The sequence below is a fragment of the Sinomonas susongensis genome (assembly GCF_005877005.1).
GTDB classification, from domain to species: Bacteria; Actinomycetota; Actinomycetes; order Actinomycetales; family Micrococcaceae; genus Sinomonas; species Sinomonas susongensis.
The window spans coordinates 117,786-140,540 of sequence record NZ_SSNH01000001.1; the positions used below are offsets into that span (position 1 = coordinate 117,786).

At 70.0% G+C, this 22,755-nt stretch carries 22 protein-coding genes; 9 read left to right on the forward strand and 13 right to left on the reverse strand.

Annotation, left to right across the window (positions count from 1 at the left end):
• The first annotated feature begins 23 nt into the window (after positions 1-23).
• Together E6A21_RS00545 and E6A21_RS00550 are read left to right on the forward strand one after the other, a co-directional pair.
• A complete protein-coding gene (locus tag E6A21_RS00545) occupies positions 24-1,205 on the forward strand; it encodes an acyl-CoA dehydrogenase family protein (protein ID WP_138442163.1) in 1,182 nt (393 codons plus the stop codon).
• A 52-nt stretch (positions 1,206-1,257) separates the two neighbouring features.
• Positions 1,258-2,376, forward strand: a complete 1,119-nt coding sequence (locus E6A21_RS00550; protein WP_138442165.1) for a winged helix DNA-binding domain-containing protein — start codon at positions 1,258-1,260, stop codon at positions 2,374-2,376.
• Positions 2,377-2,400: 24 nt separating this feature from the next.
• Here the strand turns inward: E6A21_RS00550 and asd are convergent, their stop codons facing one another.
• Both asd and E6A21_RS00560 read right to left on the reverse strand, forming a co-directional pair.
• On the reverse strand, positions 2,401-3,528 hold the full coding sequence (gene asd, locus E6A21_RS00555; RefSeq protein WP_138442167.1) for an aspartate-semialdehyde dehydrogenase: 1,128 nt from the start codon (positions 3,526-3,528) through the stop codon (positions 2,401-2,403).
• Positions 3,529-3,599: 71 nt separating this feature from the next.
• The gene (locus tag E6A21_RS00560) at positions 3,600-4,262 is read right to left on the reverse strand and encodes a hypothetical protein (protein ID WP_138442169.1); all 663 of its coding nucleotides are present in this window, start codon (positions 4,260-4,262) and stop codon (positions 3,600-3,602) included.
• 226 nt (positions 4,263-4,488) lie between these two features.
• Here E6A21_RS00560 and E6A21_RS00565 point away from each other — a divergent pair, with 226 nt between their 5' ends.
• Positions 4,489-6,159: an APC family permease gene (locus E6A21_RS00565; protein WP_138442171.1), complete on the forward strand. Its 1,671-nt coding sequence runs from the start codon at positions 4,489-4,491 to the stop codon at positions 6,157-6,159.
• 12 nt (positions 6,160-6,171) lie between these two features.
• Here the strand turns inward: E6A21_RS00565 and E6A21_RS00570 are convergent, their stop codons facing one another.
• The 6 genes from E6A21_RS00570 to E6A21_RS00595 form a co-directional block, all read right to left on the reverse strand.
• Positions 6,172-6,732 carry a dihydrofolate reductase gene (locus E6A21_RS00570; protein WP_138442173.1) on the reverse strand — a complete coding sequence of 187 codons (561 nt, stop codon included), beginning with the start codon at positions 6,730-6,732 and terminating at the stop codon, positions 6,172-6,174.
• 11 nt (positions 6,733-6,743) lie between these two features.
• Entirely contained in the window at positions 6,744-7,577 is an 834-nt protein-coding gene (locus E6A21_RS00575; RefSeq protein WP_138442175.1) for a thymidylate synthase, read from the reverse strand.
• A gap of 39 nt (positions 7,578-7,616) precedes the next feature.
• Positions 7,617-8,594, reverse strand: coding sequence for an NUDIX hydrolase (locus E6A21_RS00580; RefSeq protein ID WP_138442177.1), 978 nt, complete (start codon positions 8,592-8,594; stop codon positions 7,617-7,619).
• Between the two features lie 2 nt (positions 8,595-8,596).
• The gene (locus tag E6A21_RS00585) at positions 8,597-10,810 is read right to left on the reverse strand and encodes an RNA degradosome polyphosphate kinase (RefSeq protein WP_138442648.1); all 2,214 of its coding nucleotides are present in this window, start codon (positions 10,808-10,810) and stop codon (positions 8,597-8,599) included.
• 169 nt (positions 10,811-10,979) lie between these two features.
• The gene (mshD, locus tag E6A21_RS00590; RefSeq protein ID WP_138442179.1) at positions 10,980-11,963 is read right to left on the reverse strand and encodes a mycothiol synthase; all 984 of its coding nucleotides are present in this window, start codon (positions 11,961-11,963) and stop codon (positions 10,980-10,982) included.
• Between the two features lie 202 nt (positions 11,964-12,165).
• On the reverse strand, positions 12,166-12,861 hold the full coding sequence (locus E6A21_RS00595; protein WP_138442181.1) for a winged helix-turn-helix transcriptional regulator: 696 nt from the start codon (positions 12,859-12,861) through the stop codon (positions 12,166-12,168).
• 89 nt (positions 12,862-12,950) lie between these two features.
• Here E6A21_RS00595 and E6A21_RS00600 point away from each other — a divergent pair, with 89 nt between their 5' ends.
• The 6 genes from E6A21_RS00600 (at position 12,951) to E6A21_RS00625 (ending at position 18,681) form a co-directional block, all read left to right on the forward strand.
• Entirely contained in the window at positions 12,951-13,697 is a 747-nt protein-coding gene (locus tag E6A21_RS00600; protein ID WP_138442183.1) for a permease, read from the forward strand.
• Between the two features lie 247 nt (positions 13,698-13,944).
• The gene (locus tag E6A21_RS00605; protein WP_138442185.1) at positions 13,945-14,574 is read left to right on the forward strand and encodes a nitrobindin family protein; all 630 of its coding nucleotides are present in this window, start codon (positions 13,945-13,947) and stop codon (positions 14,572-14,574) included.
• A 75-nt stretch (positions 14,575-14,649) separates the two neighbouring features.
• On the forward strand, positions 14,650-15,780 hold the full coding sequence (ygfZ, locus tag E6A21_RS00610) for a CAF17-like 4Fe-4S cluster assembly/insertion protein YgfZ (RefSeq protein WP_138442187.1): 1,131 nt from the start codon (positions 14,650-14,652) through the stop codon (positions 15,778-15,780).
• A complete protein-coding gene (locus E6A21_RS00615) occupies positions 15,777-16,214 on the forward strand; it encodes an ankyrin repeat domain-containing protein (RefSeq protein ID WP_425471489.1) in 438 nt (145 codons plus the stop codon). The genes ygfZ and E6A21_RS00615 overlap by 4 nt, the downstream gene beginning before the upstream one ends.
• 73 nt (positions 16,215-16,287) lie before the next feature.
• Complete coding sequence (locus E6A21_RS00620) at positions 16,288-17,838, forward strand: DHA2 family efflux MFS transporter permease subunit (protein WP_138442189.1); 1,551 nt, start codon at positions 16,288-16,290, stop codon at positions 17,836-17,838.
• A gap of 9 nt (positions 17,839-17,847) precedes the next feature.
• On the forward strand, positions 17,848-18,681 hold the full coding sequence (locus E6A21_RS00625) for an aldo/keto reductase (RefSeq protein WP_138442191.1): 834 nt from the start codon (positions 17,848-17,850) through the stop codon (positions 18,679-18,681).
• Positions 18,682-18,743: 62 nt separating this feature from the next.
• On the opposite strand, the gene E6A21_RS00630 is transcribed toward E6A21_RS00625, so the two are convergent.
• The 5 genes from E6A21_RS00630 to E6A21_RS00650 form a co-directional block, all read right to left on the reverse strand.
• Positions 18,744-19,478: a GNAT family N-acetyltransferase gene (locus E6A21_RS00630; RefSeq protein WP_246036110.1), complete on the reverse strand. Its 735-nt coding sequence runs from the start codon at positions 19,476-19,478 to the stop codon at positions 18,744-18,746.
• A gap of 8 nt (positions 19,479-19,486) precedes the next feature.
• On the reverse strand, positions 19,487-20,512 hold the full coding sequence (locus E6A21_RS00635) for a 6-phosphofructokinase (RefSeq protein ID WP_138442193.1): 1,026 nt from the start codon (positions 20,510-20,512) through the stop codon (positions 19,487-19,489).
• Between the two features lie 194 nt (positions 20,513-20,706).
• Positions 20,707-21,000 carry a PspC domain-containing protein gene (locus E6A21_RS00640; RefSeq protein ID WP_138442195.1) on the reverse strand — a complete coding sequence of 98 codons (294 nt, stop codon included), beginning with the start codon at positions 20,998-21,000 and terminating at the stop codon, positions 20,707-20,709.
• 66 nt (positions 21,001-21,066) lie between these two features.
• The gene (locus E6A21_RS00645; protein WP_138442197.1) at positions 21,067-21,423 is read right to left on the reverse strand and encodes a hypothetical protein; all 357 of its coding nucleotides are present in this window, start codon (positions 21,421-21,423) and stop codon (positions 21,067-21,069) included.
• Between the two features lies 1 nt (position 21,424).
• A complete protein-coding gene (locus tag E6A21_RS00650; RefSeq protein WP_171041208.1) occupies positions 21,425-22,747 on the reverse strand; it encodes a PspC domain-containing protein in 1,323 nt (440 codons plus the stop codon).
• Positions 22,748-22,755 lie beyond the last annotated feature (8 nt).

Here is a 22,755-nt window from a genome sequence, read left to right on the forward strand (position 1 = left end):
GAGTTTCAGGGTAACTCTGAGGCGTGCCTGACTACGACCTCCAAGCTGCCCTCGACACCGACTACTACGCCGTGTTCGAGGGAATTCCCGGAACCGACCGTGCCGCCTGGGAACGGGCCCGGGAATTCGTCGAAGAAGCCCTCCCGGTGATGAACGGCCACTGGGACCGCGCCGAGTACCCGGTCCACCTCGTCAAGAGGATGGGCGAGCTCAACCTCCTCGCCGACGGGATCGAAGTGCCTGGACTCGAGCCGATGAGTCCGCTCGCGGCCGGGCTTGTGAACATGGAGGTCTCGAGGGGCGACGGTTCCCTGGGGACTGTAGTCGCGGTCCAAGGCGGCCTCGCACTCCGCTCGATCGCGTTCCACGGCTCGCCCGAGCAGAAGGACCGCTGGCTCGGGCCGCTTGCGCGGGGCGAGGAGCTCGGCTCGTTCGCGCTCACCGAGCCGGACCACGGCTCCGACTCCGTGAGCCTTGAGACGACGGCCCGCCGTGACGGCGGGGAGTGGGTCCTCGACGGCGAGAAGAAGTGGATCGGAAACGGAGCCTCGGGCGGGGTCACCGTCGTGTGGGCCCGCGACGAGGACGGGAACGTCCGAGGCTTCCTCGTGGAGCAGGACACCCCGGGCTACAGGGCGGAGGTGATCGAGGGGAAGGGCTCGCTGCGGGCCATCCATCAGGCGCGCATCCGGCTCGAGGGCGTGCGGATCCCGGAGGCGAACGTCCTGCCTGGAGCGCGGAGGTTCAAGGACACGTCCCGGGTGCTTGTCGCGACCCGCCTCGGCGTTGCCTGGTCTGCGCTCGGGCACGCGACCGCCGCGTACGAGGCAGCGCTTGCCTACGCCCAGCAGCGGGTCCAGTTCGGCCAACGGCTCGCGAAGTTCCAGCTCGTCCAGGACCGGCTCTCGCAGATGCTCGCCGAGCTCACGAGCATGCAGCTCCACTGCGTCCACCTCGCTGGTCTCGATGCCGAGGGCCGCATGCGTCCCACGCAGGCCTCGATGGCGAAGTACCACAACACGCGCAAGGCACGCTTCATCGCGTCCACTGCCCGGGACCTGCTCGGAGGCAACGGGATCCTGCTCGAGAACCACGTCATCCGGCACATGATGGACATCGAGTCGATCCACACCTACGAGGGCACCGAGAGCGTGCAGGCGCTGCTCATCGGCCGCGACGTGACGGGCGTCGGCGCCTTCGTGTAAGCCCTCAGGCTCCGGACAGCCCCTGTCCGCAGCCGCGGTGCATCATGGAGGCATGCCGACGGATGCCGCCCCCTCCATCAGTACGACGGCGCTGGCCCGCCTCCGCCTTGCGGCGCAGGGCCTCGTGGCAGGGGACTCCGTTCCCGCCGAATTGAGGATGACGCCGGACCCCGGCGCGGTCGTGCGGCGGATGGCGGCCCTCCAGAGCCAGGACCTGCCTGCCGGGATGCTCGCGGTCGGCGTCCGGGCCGAGGGCGGCACGGCGAGCGGGGTGGCGGCCGCCCTGGCGAGCGGCGCCGTCGTCCGCACGTGGACGATGCGCGGTACCCTCTTCCTCGTCGCCGCCGAGGACGCCCGCACCTATGTGCGGCTCGCCTCCGATCGGGTCATGCGCTCGGCGGCCTCCCGGCACCGCGGGCTCGGGATCACGGAGGAGGACGTCGCGGTCGTGCGCAAGGTGGCGGAAGCGCGGCTCGCTGGAGGAGCGGGGCTGACGCGTGCCGAGCTGTTCGAGGCGTTCGAGGCAGCCGGACAGCCCACGCGCACCCAGCGGGGGATCCATCTCCTCTCGATCCTGAGTCATCGGCTGGTCCTCGTGCAGGGGCCCCTGCGCGGACGGCAGCAGGAGTTCCGGCTGGCCGACGAATGGCTGCCCCCTGGGGAGGGGCTCGAGGGCGACGACGCCCTCGAACACCTCGCGTGGCGGTATCTGGCCTCGCACGGGCCGGTGGACGAGCGCGACTTCGCGTGGTGGATCGGACAGCCGCTCGGGACCGTGCGAGGGCCCTTCCGTGCGGCGGGGGCGGGGGCAGTGGCCCTCGAGCATGAGGGTCGGGGCCTGTTCTGCACGGCCGAGATCGTGTCCCTGCTCGCCTCAGGGAGCGGCGAACGCACTGTAGTAGCACTGCCCGGCTACGACGAGCTCGCACTTGGCTACCGCGACCGCTCAGTCGCCATCCCTGACCCCTACCTCGAACGGCTCATCCCGGGGGTGAACGGGGTGTTCAAGGCCATGGTGGCGGTCGGGGGCCGTGCGGTCGGGACATGGCTCAAGGAGGGCACGCCGTCCGCGCCGCGCGTTCGCCCGGAACTGTTCGAGGAGCTCCCTCCGGATGTCGCTTCCGCAGTCGGCGAGGCGACGGCCCGGATCGAGGCCTACTGGAGGCGCTGAGGGGTCGGCTCAGGAGGCCTCGGGTCAGAGGGTCCCGGTCGCGATCTTGAGCATGCGGCGGAGGGGCTCGGCGGCGCCCCACAGGAGCTGGTCTCCCACCGTGAACGCGGAGATGTACTCCGCTCCCATCTCGAGCTTGCGGATGCGCCCCACGGGAATGTCGAGGGTGCCGGAGGCCGCCACGGGCGTGAGCTGGTCCATCGAGGCCTGCTTCTCGTTCGGCACCACGTGCGCCCACTGGTTGTCGGCCTCGATGATCTTCTCGATCTCTGCGACCGAGAGGTCTTCCCGCAGCTTGAGCGTGAGCGCCTGGGAGTGCGAGCGCATGGCGCCGATCCGTACGCAGAGGCCGTCCATGATGACGGGGTCGATCGCGCTGCCGCTCCCGGTCCCGAGGATCTTGTTGGTCTCGACGCCGGCCTTCCACTCTTCCTTGGACTGCCCGTTGCCGAGGTCGGCGTCGATCCACGGGATGAGCGAGCCTGCGAGCGGGACGCCGAACTGTGCCGCGTCCACGCCGCCGCGCTGGGCCGCGAGGACCTTCCGGTCGATCTCGAGGATGGCCGACGCCGGGTCCTCGAGTTCCGACGCCACCGCGCCGTGCAGCGCACCGAACTGGTTCAGGAGCTCGCGCATGTGCCGGGCCCCGCCACCGGACGCCGCCTGGTACGTCATGGAGGTGCCCCACTCGACGAGGTTGTTGCGGAACAGGCCGCCGAGGCCCATGAGCATGCACGAGACGGTGCAGTTCCCCCCGATGAAGTCGTTCACGCCGGAGGCAAGGCCCTGGTCGATGACCTCGCGGTTGACGGGATCGAGCACGATGATCGAGTCGTCGTTCATCCGGAGCGTCGACGCGGCGTCGATCCAGAGGCCGTCCCAGCCGGCTGCGCGGAGCTGCGGGTGCACCCTCTTCGTGTAGTCGCCGCCCTGGGCGGTCACGATGATCGGGAACTTGGCGAGGGTCTCGACGTCGTATGCGTCCTCGAGCGGCCCGGCGCCTCCAGCGAAGGCGGGAGCGGCACCGCCGGCGTTCGACGTCGAGAAGAACACGGGGTCGATCGAGGCGAAGTCGCCCTCGTCCTGCATCCGCTCCATGAGCACGGAGCCCACCATGCCGCGCCAGCCGACAAAGCCCACCGAAGAAGTCATGCCTTCCATTTTACGGGCGGCGACGGCACCTGCGCTGCGCGTTACTCCAGGGTGGCCAGCAGGCGCGGGGATCAGTCGTTGCGCACCGCGCGCAGGGCGGTGAGGAGGACGACGTCGTCACCAGGGTCCTCGGGGATCTCCGCAGAGTCGGGAATCTTCACGCCGAGCAGCCAGCCGCCGTCGTCCGCCCGCCGCACGGACAGCGCGTAGCCTTGGCCGACGCCGTGGCGCTCGACCAGGACGCGCCCGCGGGGCTGCTCGCCGAGGTGGCCGGCGACGAGCTGCAGCGTGGCCTCCGCGGGCGGAAGGTCGGCGCGCTGGGGGAGCGCCCACCACGTGCCGTAGGCGCGGGGCCGCATGAGGACGGCGACGCCGGGCGCCTCGAGCAGGACGATGCGATCGGAGAACGCGGGGGATTCGAGGGTGAGGTTCATCCGGCGTTCGGCGTCGCCGAGCGCGGTGGCAATCCCGGCGACAGGGCCCTCCACGAGGAGCTCGCCCGAGCCGCCGACGTCCGCGAACCCGCGTGCGACGAGCGCGGACGCACCTGCGGACAGCACTTCGGGGATGTCCGCGTAGTCGAGCAGGCCTAGGAGCTCCGCTGTCCCCTCTGTGCTTGGGCCGCCGTGCAGCGCGAGGAGCGCAAGGAGCTCCGCGAACCCGAGGCCGATCTCCTCGACCGTCCTCTCACCGCCGGCCGTGGTCCCGGCGCCCTTTTCCGTCTCGGCTTGCACGGACGCCACCCTACACGGCGCGGGCAGCCAGCCGACCCGCCGGCGCAACACGGAGCTGCCCGTGCCTTTCCACATCCGGGTTGCCCCGTTATGGTCTAAGGGTCGTTGGGGGCAGGTCTCGACCTGGAGGGCGGGGCCGGACTCTGCTCCACCCGCACCCCGAGGCGCCGAGCTGTCCGCAGCCTCTGCAGTCAAGGTGAAGCGCGAGCGACAAGGAGTGGGCCACATGACCCAAGAAGTTGTCAGCACCCATCGCGGCCACGCCCTCAAACGGGTGGTCGGATTCTGGGGGCTGCTGTTCGTTTCCCTCGGATCCATCATCGGCTCGGGATGGCTCCTCGGTGCCCTCGGGGCCGCGAAGTCTGCCGGTCCCGCCTCGCTGGTCTCGTGGCTCCTCGCCGCGATCCTTCTCGTGGTCCTCGCCCTCATCCACGCCGATCTCGGCGCGGCCTACCCGGTCGCGGGCGGGACGGCCCGCTATCCGTACTATGCGTTCGGTGCCCTCGCGGGGTTCACGGCAGGGTGGGCCGGCTACCTCCAGGCTGTGACGATCGCACCGATCGAGGTCGAGGGCAGCATCACGTACCTCGAGAGTGCGCCGTGGGCGTCGGGGATCAAGATGGTCAACCCGGATTCGACCCTCACGCCGCTCGGCCTGCTCATAGCGGCCCTGGCCCTTGCGCTGTTCACGGTCATCAACCTCATGGGCGCGAAGTGGCTCTCGGACAGCAACGTCGTCCTCGTGATCTGGAAGACGGCGGTCCCGATCCTGGCGATCATCGTGATCATCTTCCTCCGGTTCCACCCGGGCAACTTCGTCAACGGGGCGGGCGGCTTCGCCCCCAACGGCGTCCACGGCATCTTCGCGGCGCTGCCGCTCGGGGTCGTCTTCGCCCTCCAGGGCTTCGAGCAGGCCGCACAGATGGCGGGCGAGGCGCGGAATCCGAAGAAGGACGTTGCGAGGGCCATCATCATCGCGATGTTCTTGGGGGCCGCGATCTACATCCTCCTCGAGGTCGCATTCATCGGGGCCCTGGACCCCGCGAACATCGCGAAGAGCTGGGACAACCCCCTCGGTGCGGGTGCGTATGGCCCGTACTACGACCTCGCCATCGCGGCCGGCGCTGGCTGGCTCGCGACGATCCTCCTCATCGACGCCGTCGTCTCGCCCGCGGGCACGGGCCTCGTGTACGTCGGCACGTCGGCCCGCATCTCCTATGCGCTCGGCGAGGACGACGCCCTTCCCTCGGCGCTGACGCGGGTCAGCCGGCGCGGCGTCCCGTGGGCGTCCATTGTGCTCTCGTTCATCATCGGGCTCATCGCGCTGCTGCCGTTCCCGAGCTGGCAGTCCCTCGTCGGGCTCGTGACGGACGCGACGGCGATCATGTACGCCTTCGCCCCAGTCTCGCTCGAGGCGCTCATCCGGCAGCACGCGGGCCGCGAGCATCCGTACCGGGTCCCGTGGCCCAAGGTCCTCACGCCGTTCGGCTTCGTCGCCGCGAACCTCATCATCTACTGGTCGGGCTTCGAGGCGATCTGGAAGCTCCTGACGGCGATCCTCATCGGCCGGATCATCTTCGAGATCGCCCTCCGGCGCTCGAAGTCCCTCCGCGAGCGGCGCGACCTCGACTGGCGGGCGGCGTCCTGGATCTGGCCGTGGCTCATCGGGCTGCTCGTGCTCGGGCTGCTGGGCCGCTACGGGACGGGCGCCCTCAACATCCTCCCGGAATGGGTCGACATCCTGTTCGTGGTCGGCTACGCCCTCGTGATCTTCTACTACGCCGTTGGCCTGGCGATGAAGCGCGAGGACATCGAGGCCGCCGTTGGCGAGGACGAGTTCGAGTTCGAGAACGCCGAAGAGCTGGCTCCCGGCGCACGGCCACGGGCTGCGGGCTAGCGGAGGTTCCGGTCAGCGGCGGAAGACCGTGATCCGATAGCGGATCCCGCTCCGCGACTCCTGCCACCCGTCCTCGGCCGGTTCGGCCCACACAGGCCGCCATTCCGGGCCGAGGACGGGTGCCTTCGTGTCGCCGTCGACTTCGAGGTCGAGGAGCGTCACGACGGCGGTCTCCACGGCGCCGAGGGCGAGGGCCTGCTCGAACAGCTCGCCGCCCCCGATGAGCCAGATGCGCTCGCCGCCGGGCTCTGCGGCGGCACGGGCGAGGGCGTCGGGGAGCGAATGGACGACGACGGCGCCCTCCGCCTCCCAGCCTTCCCGCCGGGTCACGACGACGTTCGTCCGGCCCTGGAACGGCCGGTACCTGGGCGGGATCGAATCCCAGGTCCGGCGCCCCATGACGACGGGGTGGCCGCGCGTGAGCGAGGCGAAGTGCGCGAGGTCCTCCGGCACGTGCCACGGCATCGTGCCATCCCGGCCGATGACCCCTCCCAGCGTCTGCGCCCATACGAGGCCGACGCCGCGCGTCCCGTTGGCGTCCTGCGGAGAGAAGCCGTAGGTGTCAGGGCTCATTCCGCCCTCCCTCATACCGACACGGGAGCTTTGATGGCGGGATGGTGGCGGTAGTCGACGAGCTCGAAGTCCTCGAAGCGGTAGTCGAAGATGCTCTCGGGCTTCCGTGCGAGGCGAAGTCTCGGGTACGGATACGGCTCGCGGGAGAGCTGCTCGCGCACCTGCTCGAGATGGGTCTCGTAGATGTGGCAGTCCCCGCCCGTCCAGACGAAGTCCCCCACACCCAAGCCCAGCTGCTGAGCCATGAGGTGGGTCAGCAGCGCGTACGAGGCGATGTTGAACGGCACGCCGAGGAACATGTCGGCGCTGCGCTGGTAGAGCTGGCACGAGAGCCGGCCCGGCTCGCCGTCGCGCCCCGGCTCGACATAGAACTGGAAGAACGCGTGGCACGGCGGGAGCGCCATCTTCGAGATCTCGGCGACGTTCCACGCCGAGACGATATGCCGCCGGGAATCCGGATTGCTCCGCAGCGACTCCATGACCGCCGCGATCTGGTCGATGTGCTCGCCGTCCGGGGTCGGCCACGAGCGCCACTGGACGCCGTAGACGGGGCCGAGCTCGCCGTCGTCGTCGGCCCACTCGTCCCAGATGGTGACCCCCTGCTCCTGCAGCCAGCGCACGTTGGAGTCGCCTCGCAGGAACCACAGGAGCTCGACTGCGACGGACTTGAAGTGCACGCGCTTCGTGGTCACGAGCGGGAAGCCCTGAGCGAGGTCGAAGCGGATCTGGCGCCCGAATACGCTGCGCGTCCCCGTGCCTGTCCTGTCCGACTTGTGGGTTCCGTGCTCGAGCACATCCCGCAGGAGGTCCTCGTAGGGCGTGGCGATGCGGGTCGGGGTGGGCATGGCTCAAGCCTACCTAGGGTCGGCCGCGGTTGCGGAAGGTCAGTCCTCGAATGGCTTGACCTGCTCGACGGCGACGACCTGCGGCGTTCCCTCGACGGTCACGTGGAACACGAGCATCTCGCCGGCCGCGAGGTAGGGGTCCTCGGCGGGAAGTTCGCTCTCGATGCCCGGCTCGCACCGCTCTGCGAATGCCTTGATGAGGGTTGGGAGCACGGGCCGGTGAGTGCAGATGAGCCCGCTGGTCCGCCGGTCGAAGAGCTTCCCCACGATCGCGGCCGACTTCTCGGGCCGCCTCCTGTGCGCGGCCTCGGTGAGCTTCTCGTTGAGACGGACCTTCACCGAGCCCTTGGAGGCTGCGATGTACGGCTGGACAGTGTCGACACAGCGCCGCCAGGGGCTCGTGACAACCCGCTTCGGCCGCCACACCGTGAGGAGCCGGGCGACGGCGGCTGCCTGCCGGACGCCGGAGGCTGCCAGGGTCCGGTCGCCCTCGGCCTTGGTCCACGAACCGCGGGGCTTCGCCTTCGCGTGCCGCAGCAGGATGAGGGGGATCGTGTCGAGCTCTCCGCGCCGGTGGCACTCTGCGAGCCAGCGCAGGGGCAGGACGTCGGTCGGGTTCGTGAGCAGGGCCGCAGCCTCCTCGACCCCGCACCAGTGCACCGAATCGACCTCGCTGCCGTCAGGGCGGACGGCGGCGCCCGGCGGCACCTTGACCGCCCAGTAGTGCACGACCTTGAGCCCGGCGGCGACGTGGTAGCTCGTCGCGGGGAGCGGGACGCCGAACGGCTCCCCGAGGCCAATCTCCTCGCGCACTTCACGGGCCGCGCACTCGGGCATGGTCTCCCCGCGGTCCTGCTTCCCCTTCGGCCAGGACCAGTCGTCGTAGCGGGGCCGGTGGATCAGGAGCACCTCGAGTTCCCCGGAGCGGATGCGCCAGGGGAGGCCGCCCGCCGCGTAGACCGCGACTGGCTCGCCGAGGACGTCGTCCTCCTCGGCAGTGCGCGGTTGATCCGCCATGGTCACCGCAGGGACGAGGACCGCTGGCGGGCGCGGGACGCGAGCAGCCAGGACTGGATGTCCTGGAGGGAGCGGCCCTCCGCATCGACGTGGTGGCGCGTCCACGTGCCGGTCTGGTCGAGGTGCCAGCTCGACGTGCCGTCGTCGAGGTAGCGGTCCAGGAGGGAGATGAGGTCGTTGATGTCCTCTCGGTTCCGAAGCTGGACGAGCGCCTCGACGCGGCGGTCCAGGTTGCGGTGCATCATGTCGGCCGAGCCGATGTACACGACGGGGCTGCCACCGTTCGCGAACCCGAACACCCGCGAGTGCTCGAGGAAACGGCCGAGGATCGAGCGGACCTTGATGTTCTCGCTCAGGCCGGGCACGCCGGGCCTGAGCGAACAGATGCCGCGGACGATGATGTCGACCTTGACGCCCGCCTGGGAGGCACGGTAGAGCGAGTCGATGATGGCCTCGTCGACCATGGAGTTGACCTTGATGACCACTCGCGCCCGGAGCCCCGCGCGGGCGTTCTTGATCTCGGTCTCGATGCGGTCGATGAGGCCCGAGCGCACGGAGCGAGGGGCGACGAGGAGGCGCTTGAACGTGGACTTCGGCGCGTAGCCCGAGAGCTGGTTGAAGAGTTTCGAAAGGTCCTCGCCGACCTGCTCGTCGCACGTGAGGAGCCCGAGGTCCTCGTAGTAGCGCGCGGTCCGAGGGTGGTAGTTGCCGGTGCCGATGTGGCAGTAGCGGCGCAGCCCGTCGTTCTCCTGCCGTACGACGAGCGAGAGCTTGCAGTGCGTCTTGAGGCCGACGATGCCGTACACCACGTGTACGCCGGCCTGCTCGAGCTTCCGTGCCCATGAGATGTTCGCCTGCTCGTCGAAGCGGGCCTTGATCTCGACGAGGGCGAGCACCTGCTTGCCCGCTTCGGCGGCGTCGATGAGGGCGTCGACGATCGGCGAGTCGCCGGAGGTGCGGTACAGGGTCTGCTTGATGGCCTGGACCTTGGGATCCGAAGCCGCCTGCTCGAGGAATGCCTGGACCGAGGTCGAGAACGAATCGTAGGGGTGGTGCAGGAGGATGTCCCTGCGCCGCATCGCGGCGAAGACGTTCGCGGCCTTCGCGGTCTCGGACTCGTTGAGGAAGCGGGAGGTGTGGGCGAGCTGCTTCGGGTAGTGGAGGTCAGGCCGGTCGATGGCGCTGATGACCGCGAGTCCCCGCAGGTCGAGCGGCCCCGGGAGCGAGTACACCTCGGCCTCGTCGACGCCGAGCTCCCGCACGAGCAGCGCCCGGATGTTCGGGTTGATGTCCGTGGTGACCTCGAGGCGGACGGGCGGCCCGAACCGCCGGCGCAGGAGTTCTTTCTCGAGCGCCTGGAGGAGGTTCTCGGCGTCGTCCTCCTCGACCTCGAGGTCCTCGTTGCGCGTCACACGGAACGTGTGGTGCTCGACGACCTCCATGCCCGGGAAGAGCTGGTCGAGGTGCACGGAGATGAGGTCCTCGAGCGGGATGAAGCGTGCGAGCCGCCCCGCGACGGTGCCGGCGCGCGGACCGTCGACGGAGATGAGCCGCGGAAGCTGGTCCGGCACCTTGAGGCGGGCGAAGAGGTCCTTGTCGCTCACCGGGTTCCGCACGACGACTGCGAGGTTGAGCGAGAGCCCGGAGATGTAGGGGAACGGGTGCGCCGGATCGACGGCAAGCGGCGTCAGGATGGGGAAGACCTGCTCCGAGAAGAGCGTGCTGAGCCGCTCGTGCTCGGCATCGCCCAGCTCGTCCCACGTGACGAGCTGGATGCCGGCCTCCGAGAGGGCGGGCCGGATCTGCTCGTCGAAGACCCGGCAGTGCCGCTCCTGGAGCTCGTGGGCCGCAACTGAGATCTGGTCGAGGACCTCGTGCGGGCTGAGGCCCGACGCGGACGGTACGGCGAGGCCCGCGGCGATGCGGCGCTTGAGGCCCGCGACTCGGACCATGAAGAACTCGTCGAGGTTCGAGGCGAAGATCGAGAGGAAGTTCACGCGTTCGAGCAGGAACAGCTCGGGGTCCTCTGCGAGCTCGAGGACGCGCGCGTTGAACGCAAGCCAGCTCAGCTCCCGGTCCAGGAAGCGGTCCGGCCCGATCTCCCCGGAGGGGGAAGGGCTCGGCAGGAACTGGGGGATATCGATCCGGTCCTCGGTGGCCCGGGAGGCGGGCACCTCCGAAGATCCGAAGACGGGCGAGGTCCCGTTGGGCCGTATGGCGGTCCGCGTGGTCCCGGCGGCGAGTTCAGGGTCCTGCGGAGCCAGTGCTGCAGGGCTCTCGTTCTGGGCTTCGGTCACTGTTCCTCCGCAGGAGCTCTCGTGTCGTCCGGGGACCAGCCTACAAGGGCCCCCGCCGGATAGAACCTGTGATGTCGGTTCCTTTGGCTCACTTTGCGGCCGGCCCAGCCGGCCCGTAGAGCACGTCCTTGTCCCAGAGCGTGAAGCCGAGCTTGCGGTACAGGGCAACGGCGGCCGCGTTGTCGGCGTCCGTGTACAGCATGATCGTCTTGAGACCCTTCGCGTGAAGGTAGTCGATGCCCGTCCGCGTCAGGGCCAGCCCTAGGCCGCGGCCCTGCGCGGACGGGTCGACGCCGACGGCGTAGACCTCGCCGATCGCCTTGTGCTCGCCGTGGGCGGGATGCGCCTTCGTCCAGTGGAAGCCCAAGATGCGGTCGTCGCCGTCGACCGCGAGGAAGAACCCCGCCGGATCGAACCAGGGCTCGCCCATGCGGGCCTCGAGGTCGCTCCGCCGGAGCGCCCCCTGCTCGGGGTGATGCGCGAAGGCGGCCCGGTTCGCATCGAGCCAGGCGTCCTCGTCCTGCCCCGGCACGAAGTTCCTGATCCTGACGCCCTCGGGAAGGACCGGGGTCGGCCCCTCGGCGTGATGGACGAGGACCATCCGCCACAGTTCGCGCAGCGGGACGTACCCGTACAGCGCGGCCAGTTCCGCAGCCGCCTCGTGATTGCCATGCGACCACGCGGTCAGCCCATCCTGGCCCGCGGATCCCCGCAGCTCACGGATCGCCTCGACGAGCCGAACGCCGACGCCCTGATTGCGGTAGTTCGGGTGGACGGCGAGCTCCACGACGCCCGAGCCGTCAGGCTGGAACGCGATGGCGGCCACCCCGGCGAGGTCCTGGGGTGCCACGGCTTCCGAGCTGTCGTCGAGCGCATGCACGGCGAGCGTCACGATCTCCTCCGACCTCGTCTCGGGCGACCGCATGAGCACAGTGGTCTGCTCGGAGAGCGACGGGGTGCCGTCCGAATCCTGGGCGGCGGCAAGGAGTGCCTCGATCTCGCTCCACAGGGCTCGGGGGACGCGTCCCTCGACGACGGTGGCGGGCCAGTCCTGGGGATATGCGCTCGTCATGCAGCAAGGCTAGCGAATGCGGGGGAGCGATGGGCGGTTTGGCGTCGCTCCCCGCGTCTGTGTAGAGTGGAGGCTCGCCGCTGAAGAGCGGCGCCGGGGGGATCCACCAGTGGGGTGGCCGCGATACGTTCGACCCGTATGTCCTCCACTTCATGCAAGAGGCCCCGCACCATCGGTGCGGGGCCTCTTGCGACGAAACGTCCTAGGCGTCGCTCAGCTCGTCCTCGCTCAGCCGGGTGAGCGTGAGCCGGTACCCCACGTTGCGGACCGTGCCGATCAGGCCCTCGTGGTCTGGCCCGAGCTTGGCCCGGAGGCGCCGGACGTGCACATCGACCGTTCGCGTGCCGCCGTAGTAGTCGTACCCCCACACCTCGGTGAGGAGCTGCTGGCGCGTGAAGACGCGTCCCGGATGCTGCGCTAGGTACTTGAGGAGCTCGAACTCCTTGAACGTCAGGTTGAGGGCCTCCCCGTTAACCCGGGCAGTGTAGCTCGCCTCGTCGATGACGACGCCGGCCGCCCGGATCTCGGTCTCGGGCTCCTCGGCCTTTGCGGAGCGGGTCATGGCGAGGCGGATGCGTGCTTCGATCTCGGCCGGCCCCGCCGATTCGAGGACGATGTCGTCCACGGCCCACGCAGACGAGACGGCGGCCATGCCGCCTTCCGTGAGGATCAGGAGGAGCGGGGCGCTCAGGCCCGTGGCCTTGAGGAGCTGGGTGAGCGAACGCGCGCCGACAAGGTCCTTCCTCGCGTCGAGGAAGACGACGTCGGCGGGGTCTGCGTCGAGCAGGGCGGTAGGTTCGGCGGGGAGGATGTGCACCTGATGGTTCAGGAGTTCGAGAGCAGGGAGGACCTCGACCGAAGAGCCGCGGCTGTTGGTCAGCAGCAGGATGTGCGACATGGTTCCTCCCGAAAAGCAGGCTGCACAGCGTCGGGCAGGTCGTTCCTATTTGGACGAGTATACGTGGAGGGCTATGGAAGGATGGCAGTGTGAAGACGTGGATCGGCGGCGCGACGGCGGCGGGCATCGGCGTGGTGGGCACGCTTGCGCTCGTCGTGTCGAGCCTCGCCGGCCCTTTCGCCCAGGCGGCGGTGGCCGTCGTGCTCTCCGCGGGCGCGGGCCTCGGGTGGCCCTTCTTCCTCGGCATCCCGGCCAAGCGGACCAACGGCACCATCCTCGCGCTCGCGGGCGCCGCCTCCGGGATTGCAGCCGCGGCAGTCAGCGGCCCCGAATACCTCTACTGGACACCCAGCATCATCGCGGTGGGATTCATGGCCATCGTCCTCGTCCAGCTGATCCGCGGGACGGGGCAGTCCCACCGGCTCGAGTCGACGCTCGGGGCGAGCTCCGGCGTCCTCCTCTGCGCCCTCGGCGCCGGCTGGATCGCGACCGCCCGGCTCACCGGCATGGGCTCGATGCTCCTCGTCGCGGGCATCAGCACCGCCGTGGCACTCCTCGTCGGCGCGATCAACTGGCCGGACACGATCGTCGCGCCCTTCGCGATCGTCTTCGCGGGGCTCGCGGCGCCCCTCGCAGCACTCGTGCTCACGGGCGTGACCGTGATCCCGGCCACGATCGCAGGCGTCCTCATCGGCGCCGTGCTTGCGGCCGTGCGTCGCCTCAACCGCACGCGTCTGCGGCCCATGCCCAGGGCGGGCCTCGTCGCGCTCGCCCTCGGACCGGTGCTCGCCGTGGGTTCGCTGGCCTACTTCATCGACAAGCTCCTCATCTACTGACCGCCCCCTCCTGGCCGGCGGTCACTTTTGACCCTCCCGCCCGGCTGTCATGGCCTCACCGTGATGCTGGACCGTCATGCGAAAGGGTGGTCGGGAGGACGGGTTACGATGGCGCTATGTCTGTTCTTGCCTGGGAAATCCTCTTCCTCGTCCTCCTCGTGATCGCCGGCATCTCGATGGCCTGGTTCGCCGTGTACGCGATCCTCGGCCTGTTCCGCGGCCAGCGCTGACCTTCGCGGAGCCCACTGTGCCCATGGAGATCCCCACCGGACTCACCCCCGAGCTCGTCCCGCTGTCGTGGCTCATCGGGGAGTGGGAGGGCCGCGGGCGTCTCGGGGCGGGGGAGGCGGGCGACGAGCACTTCGGGCAGCACGTCACTTTCGCGCAGCACGGCTTCCCCTACCTCGAGTACACCGCCGAGAGCTGGCTCTGCGACGAGAGCGGCGCAAAGCTGCGCCCGCTCTCTGTCGAGACCGGCTACTGGCAGCTGGACCGCCCGCTGCAGGACGCGGACGGCGGCCCGGGCCTGACGCCTGCCGACATCGTGCCGGCCTACAAGTCCGCCGAGGAGGTCGAACGCCTCCGCAACTCCGACGGGGGCTTCGACATCGCCGTCACGATCCTCCACCCAGGAGGCATCGCGGAGCTGTACTACGGCCAGATCAAGGGCCCCCAGATCCACCTCAGCACAGACGCCGTCATGCGGGGGGCGCACAGCCACGACTACTCCGCCGCAACGCGGATCTTCGGGCTCGTGAACGGGGACCTGTTCTGGCGTTGGGACGTCGCCTCCGGCGGCTCGCCCCTCGCCCCGCACGCCTCCGCCATCCTGAGCCGCGTCGCGCCGCCCGAAACGCCGCGCCAGCGGGCGGAATGACCGGCCCACTGGGCCCGGTGCGAGATTTTCCCGCCGCGGCGGACTGAATCGGGACGTCTGGACGTTGTCACTGTCATGAGCTTCGCATCCCCCCTCCTCCGACGGCCGGGCGCCGTCGCTGCGTCCCGAGCCGATGCCGGCGTCGCCGCCCACTACGGCGACCCGTCCCGTGAGCAGCGTGCGCTCGCCGAGGGGAGCGCCGCCGTCGACCTCTCATTCCGGGGCGTCGTGACCGTCGCGGGGCCGGACAGGCTCACCTGGCTGACCACGCTCTCGTCACAGCAGGTCTCGGGGCTCGTCCCCGGGCAGTCGGCGGAGCTGCTCCTCCTGAGCATCCAGGGCCGCATCGAGTACGACGCGCGGATCGTCGACGACGGCGAGCGGGCGTGGCTCCTCGTCGAGGCAGCTGAGGCTGAAGGCCTCGCAGCGTGGCTCAACTCGATGCGGTTCATGCTGCGCGTCGAGGTCGCCGATGTGAGCGACGACTGGGGCGTGCTGGGCGCGACGCGCAGGCTCGAGGCGCTTTCCGCGGTCCCAGGAGCCGGCCCCGTGTGGGAGGACCCGTGGCCTAGGATCGCTCCCGGCGGCTACAGCTACGCGCCGGTGCCGGAGGAGGTCCACCCGGGCCTCGACCGTCCGTGGTTCGAGCACCTCGTCCCGGCTGACCGGCTCGAGGAGGCTGCCGCCGCGCTCGACGCCGACGGGCTGGGCCTCGCGGGCTCGATGGCGGCAGAGGCGCTGCGCATCGCCGCGTGGCGTCCGCGGATGGGGTTCGAGACGGACGACAAGGCCATCCCGCATGAGCTCGACCTCCTGCGCACCGCCGTCCATCTTTCCAAGGGCTGCTACAAAGGCCAGGAGACGGTCGCGCGCGTCCACAACCTCGGGCACCCTCCGCGGCGGCTCGTCATGCTCCAGCTGGACGGCTCCGCGCACACGCTTCCCGCGGTCGGCAGCCCGGTCTTCCAGGCCGCGGACGACGGCGGCGAGAAGCAGGTCGGGCGGGTCACCTCGGCGGCGCTCCACTACGAGATGGGTCCGATCGCCCTCGCTGTCGTCAAGCGCAGCACCGACCCGCGGGTGACCCTCGTGGTCCGCGGGGAGGCGGAGGGCGAGGAATACGCCGCGTCCCAGGAGATCATCGTGGCCCCCGACGCCGGGCAGGTCGTCCACCGTCCCGCCGGCCTCCTGCGCGGCCACCCGTGAGGCCAGGAGCAGGCGACGAGCCGCAGCAGGCCGACGGAGTGACCCGTGCTGCCCAGCCGGACGCCGACGTCATCGAGCTCGCAACGCGCCTGTTCGAGGCCGCGCGGGCCGGGGACGAGGCGACGCTGCGCGCCTACCTCGGGGCCGGCGCGCCGTCGTCGCTCGCCAACCAGTCCGGGGATTCCCTCATCATGCTGGCCGCGTACCACGGCCACGCGGGCATCGTGCGCCTCCTCGGGGAGCACGGCGCAGACGTCCGGGCGCCCAACGACCGCGGCCAGACGCCGCTCGCTGGTGCCGTCTTCAAGGGGTACGTCGACGTCGTCGACGCCCTGCTCGAGTTCGGAGCCGATCCCGATTCCGGAACTCCCTCCGCTCGTCAGGCCGCGCAGATGTTCGGCCGTGAGGAGCTCCTCCAACGCTTCGGCCTGTGAGTTTCGTCTCCTGTTCACTTGAGACGGACTCCTGCGGACCGAAGCTGTCCCCAGGAAGTGAGACGCTAGTCCGGTGGAAAAAGTCGAACGGCCTTGGGCCGCCCTGTGGTCCCTCGTCATAGGGTTCTTCATGATCCTCATCGACACGACCATCGTTTCGGTCGCGAACCCCGCGATCATGCGGGGTCTCGGTGCGGACATCAATGAGGTCATCTGGGTCACGAGTGCGTACCTGCTCTCGTACGTCGTGCCCCTGCTGATCACGGGGCGGCTCGGCGATCGCCTCGGCCCCAAGAATGTGTACCTCGCAGGCCTCGTCGTCTTCACGCTCGCGTCACTGTGGTGCGGCCTGTCCGGCAGCATCGCGTCGCTCATCACGGCCCGCGTCGTGCAGGGCATCGGCGCCGCCCTCATGACGCCGCAGACCATGGCGGTCATCACCCGCATCTTCCCGCCCGAACGGCGCGGCGCGGCCATGAGCGTGTGGGGCTCGACGGCGGGCGTCGCGATGCTCGTCGGCCCGATCCTCGGCGGCCTCCTCGTGGACGGCCTGGGCTGGGAATGGGTCTTCTTCATCAACATCCCGGTCGGCATCGTTGGCTTCATCCTCGCGTGGCGACTCGTGCCCAAGCTCCGGACGCACGCACACCGCTTCGACTGGCTCGGCGTGGCCCTGAGCGGCCTCGCGATGTTCCTCATCGTGTTCGGCATCCAGGAGGGCCAGACCTACTCGTGGGGGACGATCACCGGTCCCATCACGGTCTGGGGGCTCATCATTGCCGGCATCGTCATCATGGCCCTCTTCGTCGTCTGGCAGGCAGTCAACAAGGCGGAGCCCCTCGTGCCGCTGGGCCTCTTCCGCGACCGCAACTTCTCGATCGCGAACCTCGGCATCACGACGGTCGGCTTCACCGTGACCTCGTTCGGCCTTCCCACGATCTTCTACTACCAGCTCGTCCGCGGGATGACGCCCACACAGTCGGCTCTCATGATGATCCCGATGGCGGTCCTCTCGGGCGGTCTCGCGCCCTTCGCCGGGAAGCTCGTGGACAAGGGCCACGCCAAGATCATGAACATCGCGGGCATGTTCCTGTTCGTCGTGGCATTGGTCCTGTACTCGGTCCTCCTCACCCCGGACCAGCCGATCTGGATGCTCCTCATCCCCGGCGCCGTCCTCGGCCTCGCGAACGCGGGCATCTGGGGTCCGCTCGCAACCCTCGCGACGCGCAACCTCCCCCCGCAGCTGGCGGGAGCGGGCTCGGGCATCTACAACACCACCCGGCAGATCGGCGGGGTACTGGGGAGCGCGGCCATCGCGACGCTCATGGAGTCGCGGCTTGCGGCCGACCTTCCTGCCCGGCCGGGCGGCTCGGCGGCGAGCACGAGCAGCCTCGCGGCGGGTCCCCTCCCTTCGTTCATCCAGAGCGGTTTCACGACGGCGATGGCCCAGTCCATCCTCCTGCCGGCGGGCGTGATCGCGCTCGGCTTCGTCGTGGCGCTCTTCTTCGCAAAGGTTCGCCCGGCCGCGTGGGCCAGCGCTGGCGGTCGCGCCGAGGCCGCCGCAGTGCCCAGCACCGAGGCTGGCGCCGAGACCCCCTCGCCTGTGGAGGCCGACCGCCCCTAGGCTGGGCCTATGACTTCTTCGGTACCGATGATCCAGCTCGCTTCCGGACACTCAATCCCGCAGCTCGGCCTCGGGACGTGGCCCCTCGACAACGCGGAGGCGGCGGACGTTGTCGCCCTGGCGTTCGAGCTCGGCTACAGGCACGTCGACACTGCGGAGAACTACGGCAACGAGGAGGGCGTGGGGGAGGGCATCCGCCGGTCGGGCCTTCCCCGCGAGGACGTCTTCGTCACGACGAAGTTCAACCGCGCGTGGCACAGCGTCGAGGGAGTGCGCGAGGCGTGGGAGAACGCGGTCCGGCGCCTGGGAGTCGAGTACCTCGACCTCTTCCTCGTCCACTGGCCGAATCCGGACCAAGGCACGTACGTCGAGGCCTGGGAGGGGCTCCTCGCGCTGCGCGAGCAGGGCAAGGTGCGCTCGATCGGAGTCTCGAACTTCACGCCCGAGCACCTCGAGAAGATCATCGGCGCGACGGGCATCGGCCCCGACGTCGACCAGATCCAGCTCAGCCCGTACTGGGTCCAGGACCGTGCCCGCGCCTACCACCAGGCGCACGCGATCGTGACGGAGTCGTACAGCCCGATCGGCCGGGGCCAGGATCTGCTCTCCGAGCCAGCGGTCGTGGCCGTCGCCGAGGCGCACGGGGTGTCGCCGGCCCAGGCGGTCCTGCGCTGGCACACGCAGCAGGGGCTCGTCGCGATCCCGAAGTCGGCGTCCCGAGAGCGGCTCGAGGCGAACCTTGCCGTCTTCGGCTTCGATCTCACTCCGGAGGAGATCCGGAGCCTCGACGCCCTCGACGGGACCGGACCGAGCGCGGCGGACCCGAACGAATTCGGGCACTGACGCGCTGACAGGTGCCTCGCGCCGTTGTCACCGTTCGCCCCGTAGTCGCCCGCCCAGGAGCGTCAGCGATCCCGGAGCCTGACCGACGCGACGCGACCCGAGGGCGCGATGCCGGCGGAATCCGCGAGCCGGAGCGCACCCACGTTCTGCTCCTGGGCCTCGACCTGCACGATGAACCCTTCCGCAAGCGCCTCGTGGGCCACGAGGCGCGCCATGAAGGTGCCGAGGCCCCGTTGCCGGAAACCGGGAGCCACGAGGATCCCGAGGTCCGCGAGGAGGCCCTCGCGGACCGTGTAGGCGGCGCAGGCCACCGGGGCCCCATCGTGCATGAGGGTGAACCGGTGCTCGCGTCGCGCGATTCCGGCTGAACTCACGTCGTCGGGCGGGCACCGGGTCTCGAGCTCGATGGCCTCGGGGTTCCCCCGGGATACCTCGGGCTCGGTGTCGGGCTGGAAGAGGGGAAGGTCGTCGGCGAAACCGAGCACCGCGGTGCTGAGCGCATGGGCGCCGGGGCCGGCGGCCCGAAGGAGCGCGCTGCCACCCAGCAGGTCCTCATCGGGGAGGTCGGCCGCCGCCTTCACGAGCTCGGTCGGCCCCGCGAGGGCGAGCTGCCCGAAGAGTTCGACGGCGACGAGCTCCCGGGCGCTGTCGCGGCACCCGAGGAGGCGGCCGCCGTCGTCCGAGAAGGAAAGGTCCGGCAGTCCCAGGCGGCGGGCCCACGCAAGCCTGACGATGCCTCGGCTGCCGTCGTGGAAGGTGTCCCTCATCTCGCCTGCCCCGCCGCCTGGCTGGCCCAATCTGCCTCCTAGCCGAACAGGACCCTGGCTTCGTCGTACCGGTCCTGGGGGACGGTCTTGAGCCGGCCGAGGGCGGCTTCGAAGCCGACGTGCACGATATCGGTGCCATTGAGCGACACCATCGTGCCCCAGCGGCCCTCCACCACGGAGTCGATCGCCGCCATGCCGAGGCGCGTCGCGAGCACGCGGTCGAACGCCGTGGGAACGCCGCCGCGCTGGATGTGGCCGAGGACCGTGGCCCGGGTCTCGATCCCCGTGCGGGCCTCGATCTCGGGGGCGAGACGTTCTCCGATGCCACCCAGGCGGGGGCGTCCGAACGTGTCCAGGCCCCTCTCCGAGTGGGCCTCGTCCATCGTGTCGGTCGTGAATCCCTCGGCGACCACGACGAGGGGCGCACGGCCACGGTCGTGGGCCAGCTTGACCCATTCGACGATCTGGTCGATGCTCACGCGCTGCTCGGGGATGAGGATCGCGTGGGCGCCCGAGGCCATGCCCGAATGGAGGGCGATCCAGCCCACGTGGCGTCCCATGACCTCGGCGACCATGCAGCGGTGGTGGGACTCCCCGGTGGTGCGGAGGCGATCGATCGCCTCGGTGGCGATTTCGACCGCCGTATCGAAGCCGAACGTGTAGTCGGTCGCGTCGAGGTCGTTGTCGATCGTCTTCGGCACACCCACGATCTTGATCCCTGCGTCCGTGAGGCGCTTCGCCGCGGCGAGGGTCCCCTCGCCGCCGATCGCGATGAGCGCGTCGACCCCGTGCCGGTCCATGTGGCCCTTGATGACCTCCGGGCCGCCCCCGTTCTCGAACGGGTTCGTGCGGGAGGTCCCGAGGATCGTTCCGCCTTGCTTCGAGATGCCACGGACCATGGTTCGGGGGATGTCGATGATGTCGCCCTCGACGACCCCCCGCCAGCCGTCCCTGTAGCCGACGAACTCCTGGCCGTGCACTGCGATTCCTTTGAGGACGGCGCCGCGGATGACGGCGTTGAGGCCTGGGCAGTCGCCGCCGGAGGTGAGGATGCCGATCTTCATGCAGGGCCTTTCCGCGTGGGTGCGCCCGGCCGGGGGGTGGCGGGCCGTGTTGGGTGAGCTTCGGCGCCCCGTTGAGCCAAGCCGATTCTAGCCGCGCGGCTTCCGTGATGCACACCACAGGGGACGACGGCGGCTGCCTGCCGCCGTCGTCCCCTGCGCCTGCAGATCGTGCTGGCCGGGCCGATCCTGCTGGCTCAGGACATCGGCCCGCCCGGCCGGTCGCCGGGTCCCCGCACCGCTCCGCGGCCTCCGCCGCCGACAAGCCGCTCGAGGATGATCGACCCGTTCGGATCCGGGAGGAGCGCCCATGCGATGAAGTAGGCGAGGACGGCCGGTCCCGGAAGGAAGCACACGACGATGAAGATGATCCGCACGAACATGACGTCGACGTTGAGCCTGTCGGCGAGGCCGCCCAGGACGCCGCCGAGGAGGCGGCGGGGGCTCCGGCTCAGGCCGGTGGATCGGATGGCGTTGAAGAACGAGTCCATGGTGGCTCCTAGGGTGCGAAGTGGTGTGATGAGGGCGCTTGGTGGCTCAAGAGTTCAGTGTTGTATTCAGTCTTGCGCGGGCCGGTCGGCGTCGTAAGAGCCGTCCGTCCCGTAATTGCCGGGCTCCTCGCCGGGGTGGGTCGCGTAGGGGCTCGGGCGCTGTGCTTCGGGTCCGTCCGCGGGGGCCTGCCCGCCGTCGACCGCCCGACGGCTCCGGGCTGCAGCGAGCCCACCGCCGACCACCAGGCCGAGGCCCGCGAGGATGAGCAGCGCCACCGCTGCCAGGCCGGGGTCGACGGTGAACCAGCCGAGGCGGCTTGAGACAAGCAGCCCCGCGATGACGACCACCACTGCTCCCCACACGATCGTGCCCACTCTCGGGCCCTGCCTGTTCCCCCGCTGTCCGATCTCGTTGGTGCTCATCTCACTGCTCCTGCTCGATGTCGACGTTGCTCATGGTCGCGTGCACCGTCACCACGAGGGTCCCGCCAGGGCGCCCCGCGTTGTAGGTCTCGGAGCCGGTGGTCCCGAAACCGGCGATCGACCTGTCGCCGAACTGGACGTTGCTCATGGTCGCGTCAGCCTCGACCCGCACGGGCACGTTCTTCGGGATGCGGATCTGCAGCTGGCTCATCGTCGCGTCGACGGGGACTGTCGCATTCGATGCGAGGGGCCCGGACGTGTCGAGGGCGCTCAGGTCGAGCTGCCCGGAGGCCGCCCTCACTCGGTACCCGGACTCGGCCTGCTGGACGCTGGCGGGGGTGAGGTTCGAGGCGTTGCGCGATCGGCTCAGCTCATACGCCGGCTGGGTCATGGCCGCCACGGCGAGGGCGACGACCGCGAGGAATGAGAGGATGCCGCCAGAGCGGCCGCGAAGGCCCGCGACGACGATGCCCAGGCCGAGGATCGCGGCGCCGATCGCCCACAACGCGCCGGTGCTCGCGTCGACGACAGCGACCCCGGCGAGCTGCAGTGCGAGCAGTCCGCCCGAGACGAGCACAGCCACGCCCAGGACGACGGCCGTGAACGGGCCGCCCGGTCCTCTCCGGGGGACGCGAGCCGGCGTCGGGGTCGTGGGGGCAGTCTGGGGGCGCTCGTACGTGCGGCCGTAGGGGTCTCCGACGTGGGGAGTGCCCGTGTAAGGGGCGCTCGCGTAGGGCCCCTTCGCGTACGGTCCGCTGTAGGCAGGTTCTCCCTGTGCATCGGCTCCGCTGGACTGGGGGCGCCCACCCGGGCCGTAGCCGTACCATCCGCTGCGTCGGCGGCGCCGGGAACGCGAGATGCTGAAGATTGCGAGGGCCGCAACCCCCACCCAGAAGACTCCCCAGAAGGGTTCGGCACCGTGCATGTCGCCGAACGAGAAGCCGGCCCGGGCGCCCCCGAGTCCAAGGACAGTTGCGATGAGGCCGCCGGTCATCCCCGCCGTCCACCGTCCGCGCATCGCCTCCTGGCAGTGGATGCGGCCGTCCGGCTCGGGCAGCAGCAGCCATAGGACGCCGTAGGCGAGCACGCCGATGCCGAGGAAGATCGCGGCCACGATGAAGAGGCCACGGACCACGACGGGGTCAATGCCCCACCGGTGCGCTAGGCCGCTTGCGACTCCGCCCGCCCACCGGTCCGGCCCGCGGGTGATGCGGAGCCGGCGGATCCAACCGAAGAAGTCTGACCCGGCTCGGCCGGGATGCTGCCCCCTGGACTGCTCGGGGCGGGGAGCGTTGGGCCCCCCAGGAGTCTGTTCCGTGCTCATGCGTCCAT

Bases quoted from the DNA above. Each gene is read 5' to 3' on its own strand.
- E6A21_RS00575 (WP_138442175.1), bottom strand. From the start codon at position 7,577: ATGCCCACCCCGACCCGCATCGCCACGCCCTACGAGGACCTCCTGCGG.
- E6A21_RS00595 (WP_138442181.1), bottom strand. From the start codon at position 12,861: ATGTCGCACATCCTGCTGCTGACCAACAGCCGCGGCTCTTCGGTCGAG.
- E6A21_RS00640 (WP_138442195.1), bottom strand. From the start codon at position 21,000: ATGGACTCGTTCTTCAACGCCATCCGATCCACCGGCCTGAGCCGGAGC.
- E6A21_RS00565 (WP_138442171.1), top strand. From the start codon at position 4,489: ATGACCCAAGAAGTTGTCAGCACCCATCGCGGCCACGCCCTCAAACGG.
- mshD (WP_138442179.1), bottom strand. From the start codon at position 11,963: ATGACGAGCGCATATCCCCAGGACTGGCCCGCCACCGTCGTCGAGGGA.
- E6A21_RS00650 (WP_171041208.1), bottom strand. From the start codon at position 22,747: ATGAGCACGGAACAGACTCCTGGGGGGCCCAACGCTCCCCGCCCCGAG.
- asd (WP_138442167.1), bottom strand. From the start codon at position 3,528: ATGACTTCTTCGGTGGGCTTTGTCGGCTGGCGCGGCATGGTGGGCTCC.
- E6A21_RS00635 (WP_138442193.1), bottom strand. From the start codon at position 20,512: ATGAAGATCGGCATCCTCACCTCCGGCGGCGACTGCCCAGGCCTCAAC.
- E6A21_RS00570 (WP_138442173.1), bottom strand. From the start codon at position 6,732: ATGAGCCCTGACACCTACGGCTTCTCTCCGCAGGACGCCAACGGGACG.
- E6A21_RS00550 (WP_138442165.1), top strand. From the start codon at position 1,258: ATGCCGACGGATGCCGCCCCCTCCATCAGTACGACGGCGCTGGCCCGC.
- E6A21_RS00645 (WP_138442197.1), bottom strand. From the start codon at position 21,423: ATGAGCACCAACGAGATCGGACAGCGGGGGAACAGGCAGGGCCCGAGA.
- E6A21_RS00580 (WP_138442177.1), bottom strand. From the start codon at position 8,594: ATGGCGGATCAACCGCGCACTGCCGAGGAGGACGACGTCCTCGGCGAG.
- ygfZ (WP_138442187.1), top strand. From the start codon at position 14,650: ATGAGCTTCGCATCCCCCCTCCTCCGACGGCCGGGCGCCGTCGCTGCG.
- E6A21_RS00625 (WP_138442191.1), top strand. From the start codon at position 17,848: ATGACTTCTTCGGTACCGATGATCCAGCTCGCTTCCGGACACTCAATC.